The sequence below is a fragment of the Pseudomonas sp. NPDC087342 genome (assembly GCF_044744265.1).
GTDB classification, from domain to species: domain Bacteria; phylum Pseudomonadota; class Gammaproteobacteria; order Pseudomonadales; family Pseudomonadaceae; genus Aquipseudomonas; species Aquipseudomonas nunensis.
In genome coordinates this window covers 71,680-89,454 of the sequence record NZ_JBIUXZ010000024.1, presented here as the reverse complement: position 1 = coordinate 89,454, position 17,775 = coordinate 71,680, and the positions used below count along the sequence as shown (strand labels likewise).

The following is a 17,775-nucleotide window of genomic DNA, read 5'->3' as shown; positions in this document are numbered from 1 at the left end:
TCCCTCCGAACAAGCCCCGACATGTTCAGACCTCTCTTCGTATTTATTGGCACGCGTTATACCCGAGCAAAGCGTCGCAATCATTTTGTGTCGTTCATTTCCCTGACTTCGATGATCGGGCTCGCCCTTGGCGTGGTCGTAATGATCGTCGTGCTGTCGGTCATGAACGGCTTCGATCATGAGATGCGCACCCGCGTGCTGGGCATGGTGCCCCACGCGACCATCGAGTCCGGTGAACCCATCAGCGACTGGCAAAGCCTGGCCGCCAAGGTCAAGCAGAACCCACAGGTGACGGCCGTTGCGCCGTTCACCCAGATGCAGGGGCTGCTGACCAACAACGGCAAGGTCTCCAAGGTGTTGCTCAATGCCATCGACCCGACGCTGGAGCGCCAGGTCTCGATCATTGATAACTTCATGCAGCAGGGCAAACTCGACGACCTGACCCCCGGCAGCTTCGGCATCGTCATCGGTGACAAGGCCGCGGCCAAGCTCGGCGCATCGATTGGCGACAAGCTGACCTTCGTCGCGCCGGAAGTCACCGTGACCCCGGCCGGGATGTTCCCGCGCATGAAACGCTTTACCGTGGTCGGCATCTTCCATGTCGGCGCCGGTGAGCTGGACGGCTACCTGGGCGTGACCAACCTGCAGGATCTGGCCCGGCTGCATCGCTGGAAACCGGATCAGGTCCAGGGCATCCGCCTGAAATTCGACGACCTGTTCCAGGCACCGCGCGTGGCATGGACCCTCGCCCAGCAACTCGGCGAAGACCATTACTACGCCCGCGACTGGACCCGCACCCATGGCAACCTGTATCAGGCAATCCGCATGGAAAAAGCCATGATCGGTCTGCTGTTGCTGCTGATCGTTGCCGTCGCGGCCTTCAATATCATCTCCACGCTGGTGATGGTGGTGAACGACAAGAAGGGCGACATCGCGATTCTGCGCACCCTTGGCGCGACGCCGGGTTCGATCATGGCGATCTTCATGGTCCAGGGCACGGTCATTGGTGTGGTCGGTACGCTGATCGGCGCCGTGGTCGGGATCTTCGCCGCGCTGAACGTCAGCGCCGCGATCTCGGCCCTCGAAGGGCTGATCGGGCATAAATTCCTGAACGCCGACGTGTATTTCATCGATTACCTGCCGTCGCAAGTGCAGAGCCAGGACGTGTTGATGGTCTGCGCCGCCGCGTTGGTACTGAGTTTCCTCGCCACCCTGTATCCAGCCTGGCGTGCCGCGCGCACCCAGCCTGCGGAGGCGCTACGTTATGAGTGAGTCGGGCATGAGTGAAAAAGCAATCTTGAGCTGCCGCAACCTGGGCAAATCCTACGAGGAAGGCCCGGAGTCGGTAGAAGTGTTGGCCGGTCTGCAACTGGAGCTGCATCCGGGCGAGCGTGTCGCGATTGTCGGCACCTCGGGTTCGGGCAAAAGTACGTTGCTCAACCTGCTGGGCGGCCTCGATACGCCGACCAAGGGCAGCGTCTGGCTCGACGGCGAAGAGCTCTCGGCCCTGAGCGAGAAGAATCGTGGCTTGCTGCGTAACCGTTCCCTCGGGTTCGTGTACCAGTTCCACCACTTGCTGCCGGAATTCACCGCGCTGGAAAACGTCTGCATGCCGCTGCTGATCGGCAAGACCGCGATCCCGGAAGCGCGTCAGCGTGCCACCGCGTTGCTGGAGCGGGTAGGGCTGGGGCATCGCCTGCAGCACAAACCTTCGGAGTTGTCCGGCGGCGAGCGTCAACGTGTGGCCATCGCCCGTGCCCTGGTGAACAACCCTGGCCTGGTGATGCTCGACGAGCCGACCGGCAACCTCGACTCCCACACCGCGCAAGGCATTCAGGATTTGATGCTGGAACTCAGCACCTCGATGCGCACGGCGTTCCTGGTGGTGACTCACGACATGAACCTGGCCCGTCAGATGGACCGCGTCCTGCATTTGCAGGAAGGTCGCCTGACGCCCATCTGATCGGCCCAAACCCGGCGCGACTGAAAAGTCCGTCAGGTCTTTTATTTTTATACGGTGCCCCAGCGAATGTTCAGACCGTTATCGATCTTTATCGGCGCGCGCTATACCCGCGCCAAGCGCCGCAATCGCTTCGTATCTTTCATCTCGATGACTTCGATGATCGGCCTCGCCCTGGGCGTGTTGGCGATGATCGTGGTGCTCTCGGTGATGAACGGCTTCCAGCGCGAAATGAGCTCGCGCATCCTCGGGATGGTGCCCCACGCGACCATCGTCGGCGTGAACCCGATCGACGATTGGCAGCCGGTGGCCGCCGCGGCGATGAAAAATCCTGAAGTGACCGCCGCCGTGCCGTTCACCGAAATGGAAGGCATGCTCTCCTATAAAGGCTCGATGCAGCCGATCCAGGTCAGCGGCATCGACCCGGCGCAGGAAGGCAAGGTCTCCATCGTCGCGCAGCACATCGTGCAAGGTCGTCTCGATGACCTGAAGCCCGGCGAGTTCGGCGTGGTCATCGGTGAAATCACCGCACGGCGCTTCCGCTTGAACGTCGGCGACAAGATCACCCTGATCGTGCCGGAAGTCAGCAGCGCACCGGGTGGCATCACTCCGCGCATGCAGCGACTGAACGTGGTCGGCGTGTTCAAGGTTGGCGCCGAACTGGACGGTTCGATGGCGTTGATCCACATGGCCGACGCGGCGCAGATGCAGCATTGGCAGCCGAACCAGGTGCAGAGCGTGCGCCTGGCGGTGAAGGATTTGTACGCAGCGCCGAAGGTGTCGAACGACATCGCCAACGGCCTCGGTACTGCTTACAAGGCTGACGACTGGACCCACACCCAGGGCAGCCTGTTCAGCGCGATGAAAATGGAAAAAACCATGATCGGCCTGCTGTTGCTGATGATCGTCGCGGTGGCGGCGTTCAACATCATCGCTACCTTGATCATGGTGGTGAACGACAAGGGCGCGGACATCGCAATCCTGCGCACCATTGGCGCGACACCGCGCCAGATCATGGCGATCTTCATGGTGCAGGGCACGGTGATCGGGATTGTCGGCACCTTGATCGGCGGCGTGCTGGGCGTAATCGCGGCGTTGAACGTCAGTGAACTGGTGGGTTGGCTGGAGCGGGTCACCGGGCAACATATCTTCAGTTCGGACGTGTACTTCGTCAGCAACTTGCCGTCGGAATTGCAGGGCGGGGATGTGTTGTTGATCTGCTCGGCGGGTTTCATCCTGAGCTTTTTGGCAACGGTTTATCCGGCTTGGCGTGCGGCGAAGATCGAGCCGGCTCACGCGTTGCGGTATTCGTAAGCCCTGATACCGCCTTCGCGAGCAAGCCTCGCTCCTACAGGGGTCATGTAAAACCTGTAGGAGCGAGGCTTGCCCGCGAAGAGGCCGGCCCTGCTGGCCTCAATCCTTCTTGGGCAACTCAATCACAAACCGCGTCCACCCATTCTCCGATTCGCAACGAATCTGCCCGCCATGGGCACGAATGATCGACTGGGTAATCGCCAACCCCAACCCCGCATGTTCACTACTGCCTTCCTGCCGCGCCGGATCAGCCCGATAGAACCGGTCGAACAAACGCGGTAGCAATGCCTCAGCAATCCCGTCCCCACTGTTCTCGACCGTCAGGCTCATACCTTTGGCCTGATCGACAATCCGCACCCGAACCTCACCCTCGGCCGGCGTAAACCGCAACGCGTTATCCAGCAGATTGGAAAGCGCCCGGCGCAGCATGCTGCGATCACCCTCCATCCGCGCACTGCCAACACGGCTGAGTTTCACCTGCGCGTCCTCGGCCAGCGGTGCGAAGAACTCCAGCAACAGATCCACTTCCTCCGCCAGTTCCAGCGGTTCGCGCTTGGGCATCAGCAAACCGTGATCAGCCTTGGCCAGGTACAACATGTCGTTGACCAGTTGCGCCATCCATTGCAGTTCTTCGAGGTTGCTGTGCAGCGCTTCTCGGTAATCCTCGATGGGGCGCGGGCGGGTGAGGGTGACTTGGGTATGAGTCAGCAGGTTCGACAAGGGCGTGCGCAGTTCATGCGCGATGTCGGCGGAGAAGGCCGAGAGCCGTTGAAAAGAGTCGTCGAGGCGTCCGAGCATGGCGTTGAAGTTGTGGGCCATTTCCGCAAGCTCTGGCGGCATGTTGGCTTCCGGCAAGCGTGCGTTGAGCGAATGTGCAGACACCCCACTGGCCACCGCGCTCATGCGCCGCAACGGGCGCAGACCGCTACGTGCCGCCCAGGCACCGAGCAGGGCAGTGGCGAGGGCTGACAGGCCGACGGTCAGCCAGATCAGGTTCTGCATGCGTTGCAGGAAGTGTTGGTGATGGGTGATGTCCAGCAACAGCGTCAGTTGCGGGGAGTCGGGTTTGTCGGGAAACAGCGGGGCATTGAGGACGCGATAGTCGGTGCCCTCGCTGCTCAGGGTCGATAAGCCCGGCGTTTGCGGAAGGTCCTTGGGCAGTCGAATCGAGCTGTCATACCAGCGCTGACCATCGCCGCCGGTAATGCGCAGCGACAAATCGGCCTGTCGACTCAACTCGTCTTGCAGTTTGACTTCACTCTCACTGGATTGAAGGTCATGCAGCGCCCGGCGCAAGCCGATCAACTTGCCTTCCAGCAACTGCTGATCGAGTTCAACGAAATGCGCTTCGCTGGCGCGGCTGAACAGCACCCCGGCAAACAACGACACCACCGCAGTGCAGGCTGCAAACAGCAGGGCCAGGCGATTGCTCAAGGACAGTCGGCGCATCAAGCGTCACGCTCTTCAAGCACGTAGCCCATACCGCGCACCGTGTGGATCAGTTTATTGGGAAAGTCATCGTCGATCTTCAGGCGCAGGCGCCGGATCGCCACCTCGATGACATTGGTGTCGCTGTCGAAATTCATGTCCCACACCTGGGAAGCGATCAGCGATTTGGGCAACACTTCACCTTGGCGGCGCAGGAGCATTTCCAACAAGGCAAATTCCTTGGCGGTCAGGTCGACGCGTTGACCGCTGCGTTCAACCCGGCGGCGGATCAGGTCCAGGCGCAAGTCGGCCAGTTGCAGGGAGGTTTCCTGAGGTGTGGCGCTGCCACGCCGTAACAGGCTGCGGACCCGGGCCAGCAATTCGGAAAATGCGAAAGGCTTGACCAGATAATCGTCGGCGCCCAGTTCCAGGCCGTGAACCCGGTCCTCCACGGTATCGCGGGCGGTCAGAAACAGCACCGGCGTGTCGAGGCCGGCGCCGCGCACTGCTTGCAGAATTTGCCAGCCATCGCGGCCGGGCAGCATCACGTCGAGGATCAGCAAGGCGTAATCGCCGGTCAGCGCCAATTGCTGGCCGGTGCTGCCGTCGGCCACCAGTTCGGTATTGAACCCGGCCTCGGTCAGGCCCTGGCGCAAGTAGTGGCCGGTTTTCGCTTGGTCTTCGACGATCAGCAGTTTCATGGGTAGCTCTGTTTAATAAAAAGCTCTGTTTAATAAATAGCTCTGGGCAAATGGAGCGGACGCTTTATACCGTGGGGCCGGCCGATGCGGGCCAACCTGACAAAGTTGTAATCTGCCTGTCAGGTTGCGGGCAGGCGTGTCAGTTTAGAGTTTTCCACAGGCTGAACCTTATCTTGTTGGAGTACGACTATGTTTTTGCGCAATCGTCTGGTGCTGGCCGCGTGTTTGCTGGCGTTGAGTTCGCCGGTGTGGGCATCGCCTGCGCAGACCTACGACTTCGGTCAGCCGGCCCCGGCGGTCAAGGCCAGCCGCAGCGTGGAAGTAGTGATGGGCGATATGTCGTTCAATCCGAAGGCCATTGATATCAAGGCCGGTGAGACGATTCGTTTTGTGTTGGTGAATAAAGGCCAGTTGTTGCACGAATTCAACCTCGGTGACGCGGCGATGCACGCCGCGCACCAGCAGGAAATGTTGAAGATGCAGCAAAGCGGCATGCTGACGCCTACAGCAATGAAGGAAATGGACCACGGTTCGATGGCCGGAATGGATCACGGGATGAAGCACGACGACCCCAATAGCGTGCTGGTGCCACCGGGCAAAACCGCCGAATTGACCTGGACGTTCTCCAAAGCCACGCAGCTGGAATTTGCCTGCAATATTCCGGGTCACTATCAGGCGGGGATGGTCGGCAAACTGACTGTCAGTCAGTAAGCACTCAAAGGCGGGCGCAAAGGCTGATAGAATCCGCTGATTCTTCAGTCAGGTTTCCGCCATGCATCCCGCAGCCGAACATTCGCCGCTGGGCAAATCCAGCGAATACATCGCCACCTACACGCCGTCCTTGCTGTTCCCGATCCCGCGCACCGCGAAGTGGGCCGAGCTGGGCCTGACGGCGGACACACTGCCGTATAAAGGCGTGGACTTCTGGAACTGCTTCGAGCTGTCGTGGCTGCTGCCATCGGGCAAGCCTGTGGTGGCGATCGGTGAATTCAGCATCCCGGCGGATTCGCCGAACATCATCGAATCCAAGTCATTCAAGCTGTACCTCAATTCCTTGAACCAGACGCCGTTTGCCGACACCGCGAGCCTTGAAGCCACGCTGGTGAAAGACCTGTCGGCGGCGGCCGGCAAACCGGTTGGCGTGCGGATTCGCAGCTTGAAGGATGTCGAGGCCGAAGGCGTCGTGGCCTTGCCGGGCGTTTGCATTGATGAGCTGGACATCAGCGTCAGCAACTACGAGCACCCGCGCCCGGAGCTGTTGCGTTGTGATGATTCGCGGATTGTCGAAGAGGCTGTGCACAGCCATTTGCTCAAATCCAATTGCCCGGTTACCAGTCAGCCCGACTGGGGCAGCGTGGCGGTGGAGTACCGTGGCGCAGCGCTGGATCACGCGAGTTTGCTGGAATACATCGTCAGCTTCCGCCAGCACTCGGACTTCCATGAGCAGTGCGTGGAGCGGATCTTTCTCGACCTGCAACGGTTGTTGAAGCCGGAGAAATTGACGGTGTATGCGCGGTACGTGCGGCGGGGCGGTCTGGATATCAACCCGTATCGCAGCACTGAAACGGTCCAACTGCCGAACCACCGTTTGGTCCGCCAATAAAGAACCCCTGTGGGAGCGAGCCTGCTCGCGAAGAGGGCATCACATTCAACATCAATGGTGAATGACACTCCGCTTTCGCGAGCAGGCTCGCTCCCACAGGTATTGCATTGCAAACTCCGGATATGAAAAAGCCCTGCTATCGCTAGCAGGGCTTTTTTGCATCTGGCGGGTTCAGATCCCGATATTGCCCAGCGTTTGCACGATGTTGCGCAAGGTGCCGGCAATGGCGGGGTGTTCGAGTTCAAAGCGTTCTACGGCCAGGTTCACGCCGTCGGCGAGGTTGGAGTCCTTGGTTTTGGTTTCCAGCTCAAGCTCGAGTTCGATCTGTTGCATCAGCGCGTGCAGGTCTTCGCGCTCGGCTTCGGAGAGCGGCGGATTCTGTTCCAATTGCTCGCGCAAGGTATTGAGCTGGTCTTGCAGTTCGCGGGCAGGCATGGCGTTCTTCCTTTTATCGATAGGCACTGGCATAGACCGCAGCAGCACGCCAAAGGTCTATGGCTGACCTTTAGATTAATCCACTCACGGGCAGCCTGCATGATCTCTGTCAGGGCTTTTCGCCCTTGAGCCGGCGCAGGCTGATGTCTGCCAGGCAGGTGTCGAGCTCGCCCAGGTGATCGATCACCGAATGCACGCCCAGGCCAAACAGCTGCACCGTTGCCTTGCCACGCAGGTGTTCACGCTCGTTTTGACTCAAGGCTTGCCATTCATTCGGCGCCAACCCGCAGAGTGAGCCGCAAGACGCCAGGCCGATGGTCCACAGCCCGGCATTGAGCCCGGCTTGCAGCAATCGCGGCTCGCCGCTGACCAGCACACAACCGTCCAGACGCTCGACATTCAGCGCCATCAAGGCTTGCCAACAGGCATTCGGGGCCGGCCATGGATTGATTGTTGCGGGATGTTGCGATGGCTTGATCCACGCCGGCAGACTCGCGGCAAGCGTGTGGCTGAGGGCAGCGGGAAGCTCATCGAGCCATGCGCAAGGAATCTGCAGACGCTGCAAACTGCGCAAGCTATCCAGGGCGCCGGGGGTGACTTCGGCATGTTCGGCAGAAGGCGCGCCGGGTTGACGCGTGCGGGCACCGAAATCCACCAGGCAACCACTGAGGCCGAACAGCACGGCGGTCAGGCTGGGTTCGGCATCGGGCAAGGCTTCGGCATGCGGCATATCAACGTCCCTGAAATAGCGACAAGGCTATGGGAGGACGGTGACAGTTGAGTGACATTGATGTGAATCGCTCACAGTCGTTTTGCAACTTGCGAAGGCAGGTTCTTACAGTGCTGCCTAAACCTGAGATTCCGTCTTATACTAGCCGCCTTTACGCTTGGGCCGCGCGCCCGCGCTTGTACAATCCAAGGAGTTTTCTATGCGCTGGAGCAATCAACTCGCTCAGCTATGTGTGTGTGCCAGCGTGTTGCTGGTTCCGTTTGCCGCCCAGGCGGCTTCGGAAGATGATCCTTGGGAAAGCGTCAACCGCCCGATTTACCAGTTCAACGATTTCGTCGATACCTACGCGCTGAAGCCCATTGCCCAGGGCTATGAGTTCGTGACGCCGCAGTTCGTGGAAGACGGCATCCACAACATGTTCCGCAACGTCGGTGATGTCACCAACCTTGCGAACAATATCCTGCAGGCCAAACCGGCCGCCGCTGGCGTCGACACCGCACGACTGATCTTCAACACCACCTTCGGTGTGCTGGGCTTCTTCGATGTGGGCACCAAGATGGGCCTGCAACGCAGCGATGAAGATTTCGGCCAGACCCTCGGCTACTGGGGCGTCGGCAGTGGTCCGTACGTGATGCTGCCATTGCTCGGCCCAAGCACGTTGCGTGACGCGCCGTCCAAGCTCGTCGACAGCTACACCGGCCCGTACCGTTACATCAACGACGTGCCAGTGCGTAACTCGGTATTCGGCCTGAACATCGTCGATACCCGCGCCAGCCTGCTGTCGGCCGAGAAGCTGATCAATGGCGACAAGTACATCTTCATCCGCAACGCTTACCTGCAGAACCGCGAATTCAAAGTCAAAGACGGCCACGTCGAAGACGATTTCTGATTCAGCCCGGTAAAACGAAGAAGGCGGCCATTGGCCGCCTTCTTTATTTTCGGATCCTGATTATTTCATCTTCAAGATTGTAAGCCCGAGTTTCTGGCTGCTGCCGTCCTGTTCCTTCACCCACACCACTTCGGTGTCGGCCTCAAGCCCCTTGAGGGCCGCGTGATCGGAATCGATCCGCACGCTCAGACGGTCTCCGACCTTGAACAGGCGCGGTGCCTCCACCTGCATGCCACTGCTGGAAAGGTCGATGCAGACGGCTGGCACCTCATCGCCCTCATGAATCAGCGAGACATCGGCATCGACCCGCATGCGAATGAAATCGCGCTTTTCGCTGTAGTCCCGATCGGTTTGACTCATGGGTTCGATCCTTCCATTAGGTTCCGGTTTTACCTGTTCTTATAACTCCCGGTGATTTGAGAAGTAAAGACGTCAAGCGACCATCGGCGTGAGCTTGAAACGCCCCGCGGATGGGAGTACCGTCTGCGCCTTAGAAGGGCACCTCTGGTGGACCTGTGTGTCGGGCAAACGCTCGAAAACAGTGCAACAGAGAGGCTAGAAAGCGAATCCAGTAGTGTGAGCCGGGATTAAACCCCTGCCTGCTACGCCAACCTAATTCTGGCGCCGTTTGCCCACATGCCAAAAACCAGTGCCACGCTGCTGATAATCGATGATGACGAAGTAGTGCGCGCGAGCCTCGCCGCCTATTTGGAAGACAGTGGTTTCAGTGTCCTGCAAGCCAGCAATGGCCAGCAGGGTCTTCAGGTATTCGAGCAAGACAAGCCCGACTTGGTCATCTGCGATCTGCGCATGCCGCAGATGGGCGGGCTCGAACTCATTCGCCAGGTCACCGAGCTGTCGCCGCAAACCCCGGTTATCGTGGTGTCGGGTGCCGGCGTGATGAACGATGCGGTCGAGGCCCTGCGCCTGGGCGCGGCGGACTACCTGATCAAGCCTCTCGAAGATCTGGCCGTGCTCGAGCACTCCGTGCGCCGGGCCCTGGATCGTGCGCGCCTGCTGCTGGAAAACCAGCGTTATCGCGACAAGCTTGAAAAGGCCAACCGCGAACTCGAAGCCAGCCTGAACCTGCTCCAGGAAGACCAGAACGCCGGTCGCCAGGTGCAGATGAACATGCTGCCGGTCAGTCCCTGGACCATCGACGAGTTCCAGTTTGCCCACCAGATCATCCCGTCGCTGTACCTGTCGGGTGATTTCGTTGACTACTTTCGGGTCGACGAGCGTCGGGTAGCTTTCTACCTGGCGGATGTTTCCGGTCATGGCGCTTCTTCAGCCTTCGTCACCGTGTTGCTGAAATTCATGACTACGCGCTTGCTGTTCGAATCCAAGCGCAATGGCACGTTGCCAGAATTCAAGCCTTCAGAGGTACTTGGTCATATCAACCGAGGCCTGATCAGTTGTAAGCTGGGTAAACACGTCACAATGGTCGGTGGTGTCATCGACGAGGAGACAGGTTTGTTGACCTATAGCATCGGCGGTCATCTGCCGTTGCCTGTGTTGTACACGCCAGACAGTGTTCGTTATCTGGACGGGCGTGGTCTGCCGGTAGGCCTCTTCAATGAAGCCACCTACGAAGACCACGTGATGGAATTGCCTCCGACGTTCAGCCTGACGCTGATGTCTGATGGCATTCTGGACCTTTTGCCAGAACCCACACTCAAAGAGAAAGAAGCGGCGTTGCCCCAACGGGTCAAGGCTGCGGGCGGCACCCTGGATGGGCTGCGGCAGGTTTTTGGATTGGCCACGCTAGGGGAGATGCCGGATGATATCGCCCTGTTGGTGTTGAGCAGGAATCTTTAATGAGTACCGGTAGAATCCAGTTCGCCGAGCAGGACGGCACCTTCGTCCTGAAGTTCGTCGGTGAAGTTCGCCTGACCCTGTGTTCGGCGTTGGATGCGACTATTGAGCGGATCTTCACGGCGTTGAACTTCAACGCGATCGTGATCGACCTGACCGAAACCCGCAGCATCGACAGCACCACGTTGGGCCTGCTGGCCAAACTGTCGATCCTGTCGCGGCAGAAGGTCGGCTTGCTGCCGACCGTCGTCACCACCCACGAAGACATCACCCGTCTGCTGCAGTCCATGGGCTTCGAGCAGGTGTTCAACATTGTTGACCGCCCGATCCCATGCCCTGAATGCCTGACCGACCTGCCAGACCAGGATCAGTCCGAAGAAGTGGTGCGGATCAAAGTGCTCGAAGCACACAAGATCCTCATGGGCCTGAACGACTCCAATCGTGAAGCGTTTCATGATCTGGTGAATGCGCTGGAGCGGCATTGATCTTTAAGTGATGTAGTCCGGACTGGCCCCTTCGCGGGCAAGCCTCGCTCCTACATGTTCTGCGGCGATCAAATATTTCCTGTAGGAGCGAGGCTTGCCCGCGAAGGCGTCCCCACGACCTCCGCATCGGTCAGCGCAAAGCCAACCCAAGCAATACAAAAAAAGGGCGAACCCGTGAGGGTTCGCCCTTTTTGCATTGCGCCGAAACTAGATCACAGCTTGGCTTGCAGCAACGCCTCAAGCTTTTCCTGGTCACGGGCAAACTGACGAATACCTTCGGCCAGCTTCTCGGTGGCCATCGCATCTTCGTTGGACAACCAACGGAATTGCGCTTCATTCAGGCTCAGACGTGCTTCACCTGCATGCCCTGGCGCCAGTTTGCGCTCCAGCTTGCCGTTATCCGCTGCCAGTTTCTCCAGCAGATCCGGGCTGATGGTCAGGCGATCACAGCCAGCCAGTTGCTCGATCTGATTCAGATTGCGGAAGCTCGCGCCCATGACCACGGTTTTGTAGTCATTGGCCTTGTAGTAGTTGTAGATGCGGGTTACCGACTGCACGCCCGGATCATCCGCGCCGGTGTAGTCGTTGCCGTTGGCCTTCTTGTACCAGTCGTAAATGCGGCCCACGAACGGCGAAATCAGGAACACGCCCGCGTCAGCGCAAGCGGCGGCCTGAGCGAAGGAGAACAGCAGGGTCAGGTTGGTCTGGATGCCTTCCTTTTCCAGGATCTCGGCGGCACGGATGCCTTCCCAGGTGGAAGCGATCTTGATCAGGACGCGGTCACGGCCGATGCCGGCCTTGTCGTACAGCTCGATCAGACGGTGCGCGCGCTTCAATACGGCGTCAGTGTCGAACGAAAGACGCGCATCCACTTCGGTGGAAATACGGCCTGGGACCACTTTGAGGATTTCTTGCCCTACCGCGACACCAAAACGGTCGCTGGCCAGGCCGACGTCGCCCTTGCAGTCGTGAACGCAGGCGTTCAGCAACTCGGCGTAACCGGAGATGGCCGCTGCTTTGAGCAGCAGGGAAGGGTTGGTGGTAGCGTCCACGGGTTTAACGCGAGCGATTGCTTCGAAGTCGCCGGTATCGGCAACGACGGTGGTGATTTGTTTGAGTTGTTCCAGCTTGGAAGTCATGGGCGTGCTCTGTCCTATGGGTCTGATGACATTACCCGAGCGCTGACAGCCACTCAAGGGCGGGTGTGCGTATCGATGGCCCCAATGGCAACAACCTGAAAACAGGCGTTTGAATGGTGGGGCGTGGTATCGGTAAATACGATGCCAAATCGGGGCACAGGTTCAAAGCAACTGACCGTTAACGCGGCCTACTGCGCATTAAGCAGGGTCTGGACCGCCAACTGTGCCGGCTTCGGCTGACCATCTGACGTTTGCAGGCCGAAGTTTCTCTCTCGGTCATTCCCGCCCGATTCACTGTTCTTCCATTCATAAACTGACGTCAGGGGGATTTTCAGTTTTTCGACATCGGAAATGAATGTGCTGACCTTGCTGGCTTGCCCGTCGACCCCGCCGTTGGAACTCAGCGCCGATACGCCCCACTCGCTGATAACCCCGGGCAAATGGAAATTCTGCTGAATAAATGCCTGGGCGGTGCTGATCTGCGTACCGGTCAGGCCATAGGGGTGATAGGAAATCGCGCTCAAGCATTTGGGGTATTCACTGACAATCCGGTTCAGCGCCACCGTCGACGCGGAGCCCGCACTCGGCGCTTTCGAGAAGCCGAAGCCGATCAGCGGCGTGGTGTGGGCTTTTGATCCGAGGGATTGGCACATCGCGCTCATGAACGGCACGAACGTCGTCTCGAAGCTGCCGGTCGGCCAATACTTTTCCAGGTCCGGCTCATTCCAGATTTCAATTGCCACCAGTTGCGTGCGGTAGGACTGTTCCAGGGCGACTACCGACTGGGCGAACTGCGTTCCGGCCGCCGCCAGTTCACTGGCATTACCGGGCGCGGCCGTCAGCGCCTCGGTTGAGCGAATGGTCATCAACACCGGTAAACCGGCGGCTTTGGCGACGGCGAACGCGTCGCTGATCTGCTGTTGATACGCCGCGCCACCGAGGCTGTCCGTCCACACGCCAAAACGCACAAAACCGAAACCCGCCGCTTTGATCTGTGCGGCGTCGGCGGGGGTGAATGTCTGGATCTTCACCTGGACGCCGAAAGTCTTGTCGGCGTTCAGGGCCGGAAACAGTGTGCTGGCGTGAACCTGACTACTGAGTATCAGCAGCGTCGAAGCGGCAAGGCATTTGAAAGGTGCTGAGCTCATGGCGGGTTTCCTCACGTCGGGCTGGAAATAACATTGTTTATTGGTTTTTCGACGCTATTAGTTCGATGGCGATAAGGCTGCTAAGTGCACGACTGTTATGTTTTGTCGGATAAGCATTGTTAGAAAACGTTCGTTATTTTTGGTCCGGCTATTCTGGTTGGGCGGCGTTTGGCTGCCGTGGTACTTAATACGCTTGTATTTACAAGGTTGATCCGTTTCTGAGTGCGGGATGAACCCGTGGGTTCATTTGAATCCCCACTATGCATTGGTTGATTCGACATTACACGGGAAGCGTTGCCTTGTTCAGAAAGATCCTTGTCGTCTGCGTGGGCAATATTTGCCGAAGCCCCACTGCAGAACTGCTGCTGCGTAATGCGCTGGCGTCTTCAACCATCGCCGTCACCTCGGCGGGTCTGAGCGCTCGCGTTGGCGAAGCCATGGAACCCGCGGCGCGCCAGGTGCTGGAAGCCCACGGGCATTGCGCCGAAGGCTTCAAGGCGCGGCAAATCACCCCGGACATCGTCAATGAATCAGACCTGATTCTGGTCATGGAAAAACAGCATGTAAACCAAGTGCTGAAGATTGCATCGCACGCCAGGGGCAAAGTGTTTCTTCTCGGCAAGTGGCAGAGTGAGCGAGAAATACAGGACCCGTATCGTCAAGGAAGAGCAGCTTTTATTCATGCCCATGCATTGATTGAAGATGCTGTTTGCTCATGGGCGCAGCGCCTTGGGCATTGATGAATAATTTTCAGATCAGTAAATGGTAAGAACTCACTTATGCAGTTACCGTCAGTAGTCGGCACCCGGGACAACGAACGAGATGATATTGATCTTCTCGGTATATTCGGCAGTTTAATTGACCAGAAATGGTTAATCGGCGCGCTCACCGGAGCATTTATGCTGACCGGCGTGGCCTATGCGATTTTGGCGACGCCGGTGTACCTGGCGAACGCTGTGGTTCAGGTCGAACCGAAAAAGAACGACATGCTCGGTTTCTCCGACCTCAACAGCATGCTCAATGGGCAATCGCCGTCGGTGACCGAGATCGGCATCATCAAGTCCCGCGCGGTGATCGGCAAAACCGTCGATGATCTGCACCTGGATATCGACGTCACGCCCAACACCTTCCCGGTCATTGGCGGTTTTCTGGCCCGGCGCTATAAGGGCGATGCTGTTGCGCCACCGCGTTTCGGCCTGAACAGTTACGCCTGGGGCGGCGAACGCCTGGACATCGCGCAACTCAACCTGCCGGAAGAACTGTTGGGCAAGAAACTGACGCTGGTAGCCGGCGAGCCGCAACGGTTCCAGCTGTTCGATGACAACGACAATCTGTTGGTGGACGGCGTTGTCGGTGAAGCCTTCGCGCAAAACGGCATCGAGGGGCGGATCGCCGATCTGGCCGCCAATCCCGGCACCCGTTTCCAAGTGGTGCGCAGCCCAAGAATCGTCACCATCCTCGATTATCAGGATGACCTGGACGTGTCCGAGCAGGGCAAGGAGTCGGGCATCATTCGCCTGGCCCTGGCCAGCCCTGACTACGCCCAAGCGGTGAAGATCCTCAATAAAGTCGCTTCGTTATATGTGCAGCAAAACGTCGAGCGTACCTCGGCCGAAGCGGCGCAAAGCCTGGACTTTCTGCAAGCTCAACTGCCGCAGGTCAAGAACGACCTGATCAAGGCCAGCGATGCGCTCAACGGTTATCAAACCCGTGGCAAGACGGTCAACATTTCCCTCGAAACCCAATCGGTGCTGGAACAGATCGTCACCCTCGACACGCGCATTTCGGAGTTGAAGCTGCAACAGGCGGAGCTTGATCGCAAGTTCACCAAGCAGCATCCGGTGTATCGCGCGTTGATGGCGCAGATCGGTGAATTGACCCGTCAGCAGAAGAGTCTGGAGAGCAAGGTTCAGGACTTGCCTGCCACGCAACAGGAGTTGCTGAACCTGACCCGTGACGTCGAAGTCGCGTCGCAGATCTACACGCAACTGCTGAACAAATCCCAGGAGCTCGACATCGTCCGGGCCGGCGCGGTGGGCAATGCGCGGTTGATCGATGCGGCGGATGTCGACAAGACCACTCCGGTGAAACCGCGCAAGGCGTTGATCGTGCTGATCGCGACCTTCCTCGGCGCGTTTGTCGGTGTGGCCCTGGTGCTGGTGCGCAAATCCCTGAGTCGCGGCCTGGAAGGGCCGGAAGCCATCGAGCAACTCGGGTTGCCGGTGTATGCATCGATTCCTTACAGCGCGTTGCAACAGGAAGAGGACAGTAAAAAGCTGCGCCTGAGTGACGAGTCGCGGCGCCAGGCATTCCTGCTGGCCCTGCGTAACCCGACCGACCTGTCGATCGAGTCGATCCGCAGTTTGCGCACTTGCCTGCACTTCGCCGGGCTGGATTCGACTAACAACCGCATCATGATTTCCGGCCCGAGCCCGCAGGTCGGCAAGACTTTCGTCTCGTCCAACCTCGCCGCCGTCATGGCCCAAAGCGGGCAAAAAGTTGTGCTGATCGATGCCGACATGCGCAAAGGGCATCTGCACAAGACGCTCAATACGCCGATCACCAATGGCTTGTCGGACCTGCTGGTCAAGCGTTGCAGCCTGGAGCAGGGCATTCATGAAACCGAGGTCGAGAACCTGCACTTCATCAGCCGTGGACAGGTCCCGCCTAACCCTTCAGAGCTGTTGATGCACGCGAACTTTCGCGAGCTGCTGGCACAACTCAGCGAGCTGTATGACGTGGTGATCATCGATACACCGCCGCTGCTGGCGGTGACCGACGCCGCGATCGTCGGGCGTGAAGCCGCGATCAGCCTGATCGTCACCCGCTTCGGTGTGAACCCTGCCAAAGAAATCGAACTGACGATCCGTCGATTTGCCCAGAACGGCATCCAGTTGAAAGGCGCTGTGTTCAACGGCGTCGAGAAGCGTGCGTCGAGCTATTACGGCAACGGCGGCTACGGCAATTACAACTACGAGTATGCGTCCGACAAGGCTTGATTCGGCATTGGCGTTACCTGAATGGAAATGGGTGGATTGTGAAAAAAATACTGCATGTGGCCGAAACGATTAAGGGTGGCGTGGCGACCGTTATTCGCACGATATCGGCGCCTCCTGAGGGCCAGGCTGCGAACTATGAACTGGTGTATCTGATCCCGTTCGATCAGCGAAAAGAGCTGCACGGCATTGAAGAAAAACAGATCCGCACCTTCGACCGGACCAAGCGTGATGTGCGCTCGCTGCTGCGATTCGCCTGGCAACTGGGCCGTTTGATCTTCAAGGAAAAACCCGATGTGGTGCATTTGCACAGCACCTTTTCCGGGGTGATTGGGCGTTGCGTGTGCGTGCTTTTGCGGCCGTGGCGGTCACCGAAAATTGTCTACTGCCCGCATGCCTTTTCATTTTTGATGGAGAGTTCGCCGGCCAAGCAGAAGGTCTATTCGCTGATCGAGCGGCTGTTGCAGAAGGTCACGGACGTGATCATTTGCGTCAGCCAGTACGAACTGGATAAAGCCGCGCGGTTTGGCATCGAGCGTCGGCGGATGAAGTTGATCTACAACGGCATTCCTTACAAAGACGATGAGCCGAAGACCACCGGTCAGGCGCCGATCCATCTGCTGTTTGTCGGGCGGCTCGACTATCAGAAGGGCTTCGATGTGTTGCTCAAGGCATTTGCCGGCGTAAAGCGCACCGATCTGAAACTGACGGTGGTCGGCAGTGCGGTCAACGAGGACAGCGTCGATTGTCCGGAAATGGACGGAGTCGAGTACGTGCCGTGGGTGACGCCGGCCGAAGTGAATGCGCTGTATCAGGCGGCGGATGCGCTGATCGTGCCGAGTCGCTGGGAAGGCTTTGCCATGGTGCCGCTGGAAGGCATGGCCATGGGGCTGCCGGTGATTGCCAGTGACTGCACGTCCCTGCCCGAACTGGTCACCCACGGCGTGACCGGCTACGTGTTTCCCTCCGGCGATCATCAGGCACTCACCAAACTACTGGTGAACATCCAGAAGCCCGGCTTGCTGGCGCTTGGTGTCCAGGGGCGCGAAAAGGTCCGTGAGCGCTTCAGTGCCACGTTGATGATCAAGCAGACCTACGACGCCTATTCAGCTCCCACTTATTAAGTAGATAT

18 protein-coding genes are annotated in these 17,775 nt (G+C 58.7%); 11 read left to right on the top strand and 7 right to left on the bottom strand.

The window, feature by feature from the left end; all coding sequences use genetic code 11:
• The first annotated feature begins 21 nt into the window (after positions 1-21).
• The 3 genes from ACIOYV_RS28265 (at position 22) to ACIOYV_RS28255 (ending at position 3,274) form a co-directional block, all read left to right on the top strand.
• Positions 22-1,272: a lipoprotein-releasing ABC transporter permease subunit gene (locus tag ACIOYV_RS28265; protein ID WP_054054260.1), complete on the top strand. Its 1,251-nt coding sequence runs from the start codon at positions 22-24 to the stop codon at positions 1,270-1,272.
• A gap of 7 nt (positions 1,273-1,279) precedes the next feature.
• Complete coding sequence (lolD, locus tag ACIOYV_RS28260; RefSeq protein ID WP_290028515.1) at positions 1,280-1,963, top strand: lipoprotein-releasing ABC transporter ATP-binding protein LolD; 684 nt, start codon at positions 1,280-1,282, stop codon at positions 1,961-1,963.
• A gap of 66 nt (positions 1,964-2,029) precedes the next feature.
• Positions 2,030-3,274 carry a lipoprotein-releasing ABC transporter permease subunit gene (locus ACIOYV_RS28255; protein ID WP_401329061.1) on the top strand — a complete coding sequence of 415 codons (1,245 nt, stop codon included), beginning with the start codon at positions 2,030-2,032 and terminating at the stop codon, positions 3,272-3,274.
• Positions 3,275-3,373: 99 nt separating this feature from the next.
• On the opposite strand, the gene ACIOYV_RS28250 is transcribed toward ACIOYV_RS28255, so the two are convergent.
• Together ACIOYV_RS28250 and ACIOYV_RS28245 are read right to left on the bottom strand one after the other, a co-directional pair.
• On the bottom strand, positions 3,374-4,723 hold the full coding sequence (locus tag ACIOYV_RS28250; protein WP_401329058.1) for a heavy metal sensor histidine kinase: 1,350 nt from the start codon (positions 4,721-4,723) through the stop codon (positions 3,374-3,376).
• Complete coding sequence (locus ACIOYV_RS28245; protein WP_401329051.1) at positions 4,723-5,403, bottom strand: heavy metal response regulator transcription factor; 681 nt, start codon at positions 5,401-5,403, stop codon at positions 4,723-4,725. The genes ACIOYV_RS28250 and ACIOYV_RS28245 overlap by 1 nt, the downstream gene beginning before the upstream one ends.
• 189 nt (positions 5,404-5,592) lie before the next feature.
• Between ACIOYV_RS28245 and ACIOYV_RS28240 the strand changes: the two genes are divergently transcribed.
• On the top strand, positions 5,593-6,114 hold the full coding sequence (locus tag ACIOYV_RS28240) for a plastocyanin/azurin family copper-binding protein (protein WP_401329048.1): 522 nt from the start codon (positions 5,593-5,595) through the stop codon (positions 6,112-6,114).
• A 61-nt stretch (positions 6,115-6,175) separates the two neighbouring features.
• The gene (gene queF / locus ACIOYV_RS28235) at positions 6,176-7,006 is read left to right on the top strand and encodes an NADPH-dependent 7-cyano-7-deazaguanine reductase QueF (RefSeq protein ID WP_401329045.1); all 831 of its coding nucleotides are present in this window, start codon (positions 6,176-6,178) and stop codon (positions 7,004-7,006) included.
• Between the two features lie 171 nt (positions 7,007-7,177).
• On the opposite strand, the gene ACIOYV_RS28230 is transcribed toward queF, so the two are convergent.
• Together ACIOYV_RS28230 and ACIOYV_RS28225 are read right to left on the bottom strand one after the other, a co-directional pair.
• A complete protein-coding gene (locus ACIOYV_RS28230) occupies positions 7,178-7,441 on the bottom strand; it encodes a DUF4404 family protein (protein WP_054054248.1) in 264 nt (87 codons plus the stop codon).
• 109 nt (positions 7,442-7,550) lie between these two features.
• Positions 7,551-8,171, bottom strand: coding sequence for an HAD family phosphatase (locus tag ACIOYV_RS28225; RefSeq protein ID WP_401329041.1), 621 nt, complete (start codon positions 8,169-8,171; stop codon positions 7,551-7,553).
• 199 nt (positions 8,172-8,370) lie between these two features.
• On the opposite strand from ACIOYV_RS28225, the gene ACIOYV_RS28220 reads away from it, so the two are divergent.
• Positions 8,371-9,060, top strand: a complete 690-nt coding sequence (locus ACIOYV_RS28220; RefSeq protein ID WP_054615602.1) for a VacJ family lipoprotein — start codon at positions 8,371-8,373, stop codon at positions 9,058-9,060.
• A gap of 60 nt (positions 9,061-9,120) precedes the next feature.
• Here the strand turns inward: ACIOYV_RS28220 and ACIOYV_RS28215 are convergent, their stop codons facing one another.
• Complete coding sequence (locus ACIOYV_RS28215) at positions 9,121-9,420, bottom strand: PilZ domain-containing protein (RefSeq protein WP_054054242.1); 300 nt, start codon at positions 9,418-9,420, stop codon at positions 9,121-9,123.
• Between the two features lie 276 nt (positions 9,421-9,696).
• Between ACIOYV_RS28215 and rssB the strand changes: the two genes are divergently transcribed.
• Positions 9,697-10,878 carry a two-component system response regulator RssB gene (gene rssB, locus ACIOYV_RS28210; RefSeq protein ID WP_054054239.1) on the top strand — a complete coding sequence of 394 codons (1,182 nt, stop codon included), beginning with the start codon at positions 9,697-9,699 and terminating at the stop codon, positions 10,876-10,878.
• Complete coding sequence (gene rssC, locus ACIOYV_RS28205) at positions 10,878-11,360, top strand: anti-sigma factor antagonist RssC (protein ID WP_007935262.1); 483 nt, start codon at positions 10,878-10,880, stop codon at positions 11,358-11,360. The genes rssB and rssC overlap by 1 nt, the downstream gene beginning before the upstream one ends.
• Before the next feature lie 212 nt (positions 11,361-11,572).
• Here the strand turns inward: rssC and tal are convergent, their stop codons facing one another.
• Positions 11,573-12,499, bottom strand: a complete 927-nt coding sequence (gene tal / locus ACIOYV_RS28200; RefSeq protein ID WP_054054237.1) for a transaldolase — start codon at positions 12,497-12,499, stop codon at positions 11,573-11,575.
• A 188-nt stretch (positions 12,500-12,687) separates the two neighbouring features.
• Positions 12,688-13,647, bottom strand: coding sequence for a glycosyl hydrolase family 5 (locus tag ACIOYV_RS28195; RefSeq protein WP_401329035.1), 960 nt, complete (start codon positions 13,645-13,647; stop codon positions 12,688-12,690).
• A 299-nt stretch (positions 13,648-13,946) separates the two neighbouring features.
• On the opposite strand from ACIOYV_RS28195, the gene ACIOYV_RS28190 reads away from it, so the two are divergent.
• From ACIOYV_RS28190 to ACIOYV_RS28180, 3 genes are read left to right on the top strand one after another with little or no spacing between them, the layout of a single operon-like run.
• Positions 13,947-14,387: a low molecular weight protein-tyrosine-phosphatase gene (locus ACIOYV_RS28190; protein WP_054054233.1), complete on the top strand. Its 441-nt coding sequence runs from the start codon at positions 13,947-13,949 to the stop codon at positions 14,385-14,387.
• A 39-nt stretch (positions 14,388-14,426) separates the two neighbouring features.
• Positions 14,427-16,646 (top strand): polysaccharide biosynthesis tyrosine autokinase, encoded by a 2,220-nt coding sequence (locus ACIOYV_RS28185; protein WP_401329031.1) that lies wholly within the window; start codon positions 14,427-14,429, stop codon positions 16,644-16,646.
• Positions 16,647-16,684: 38 nt separating this feature from the next.
• The gene (locus ACIOYV_RS28180; RefSeq protein ID WP_401329028.1) at positions 16,685-17,767 is read left to right on the top strand and encodes a glycosyltransferase; all 1,083 of its coding nucleotides are present in this window, start codon (positions 16,685-16,687) and stop codon (positions 17,765-17,767) included.
• The last annotated feature ends 8 nt before the right edge of the window (positions 17,768-17,775 follow it).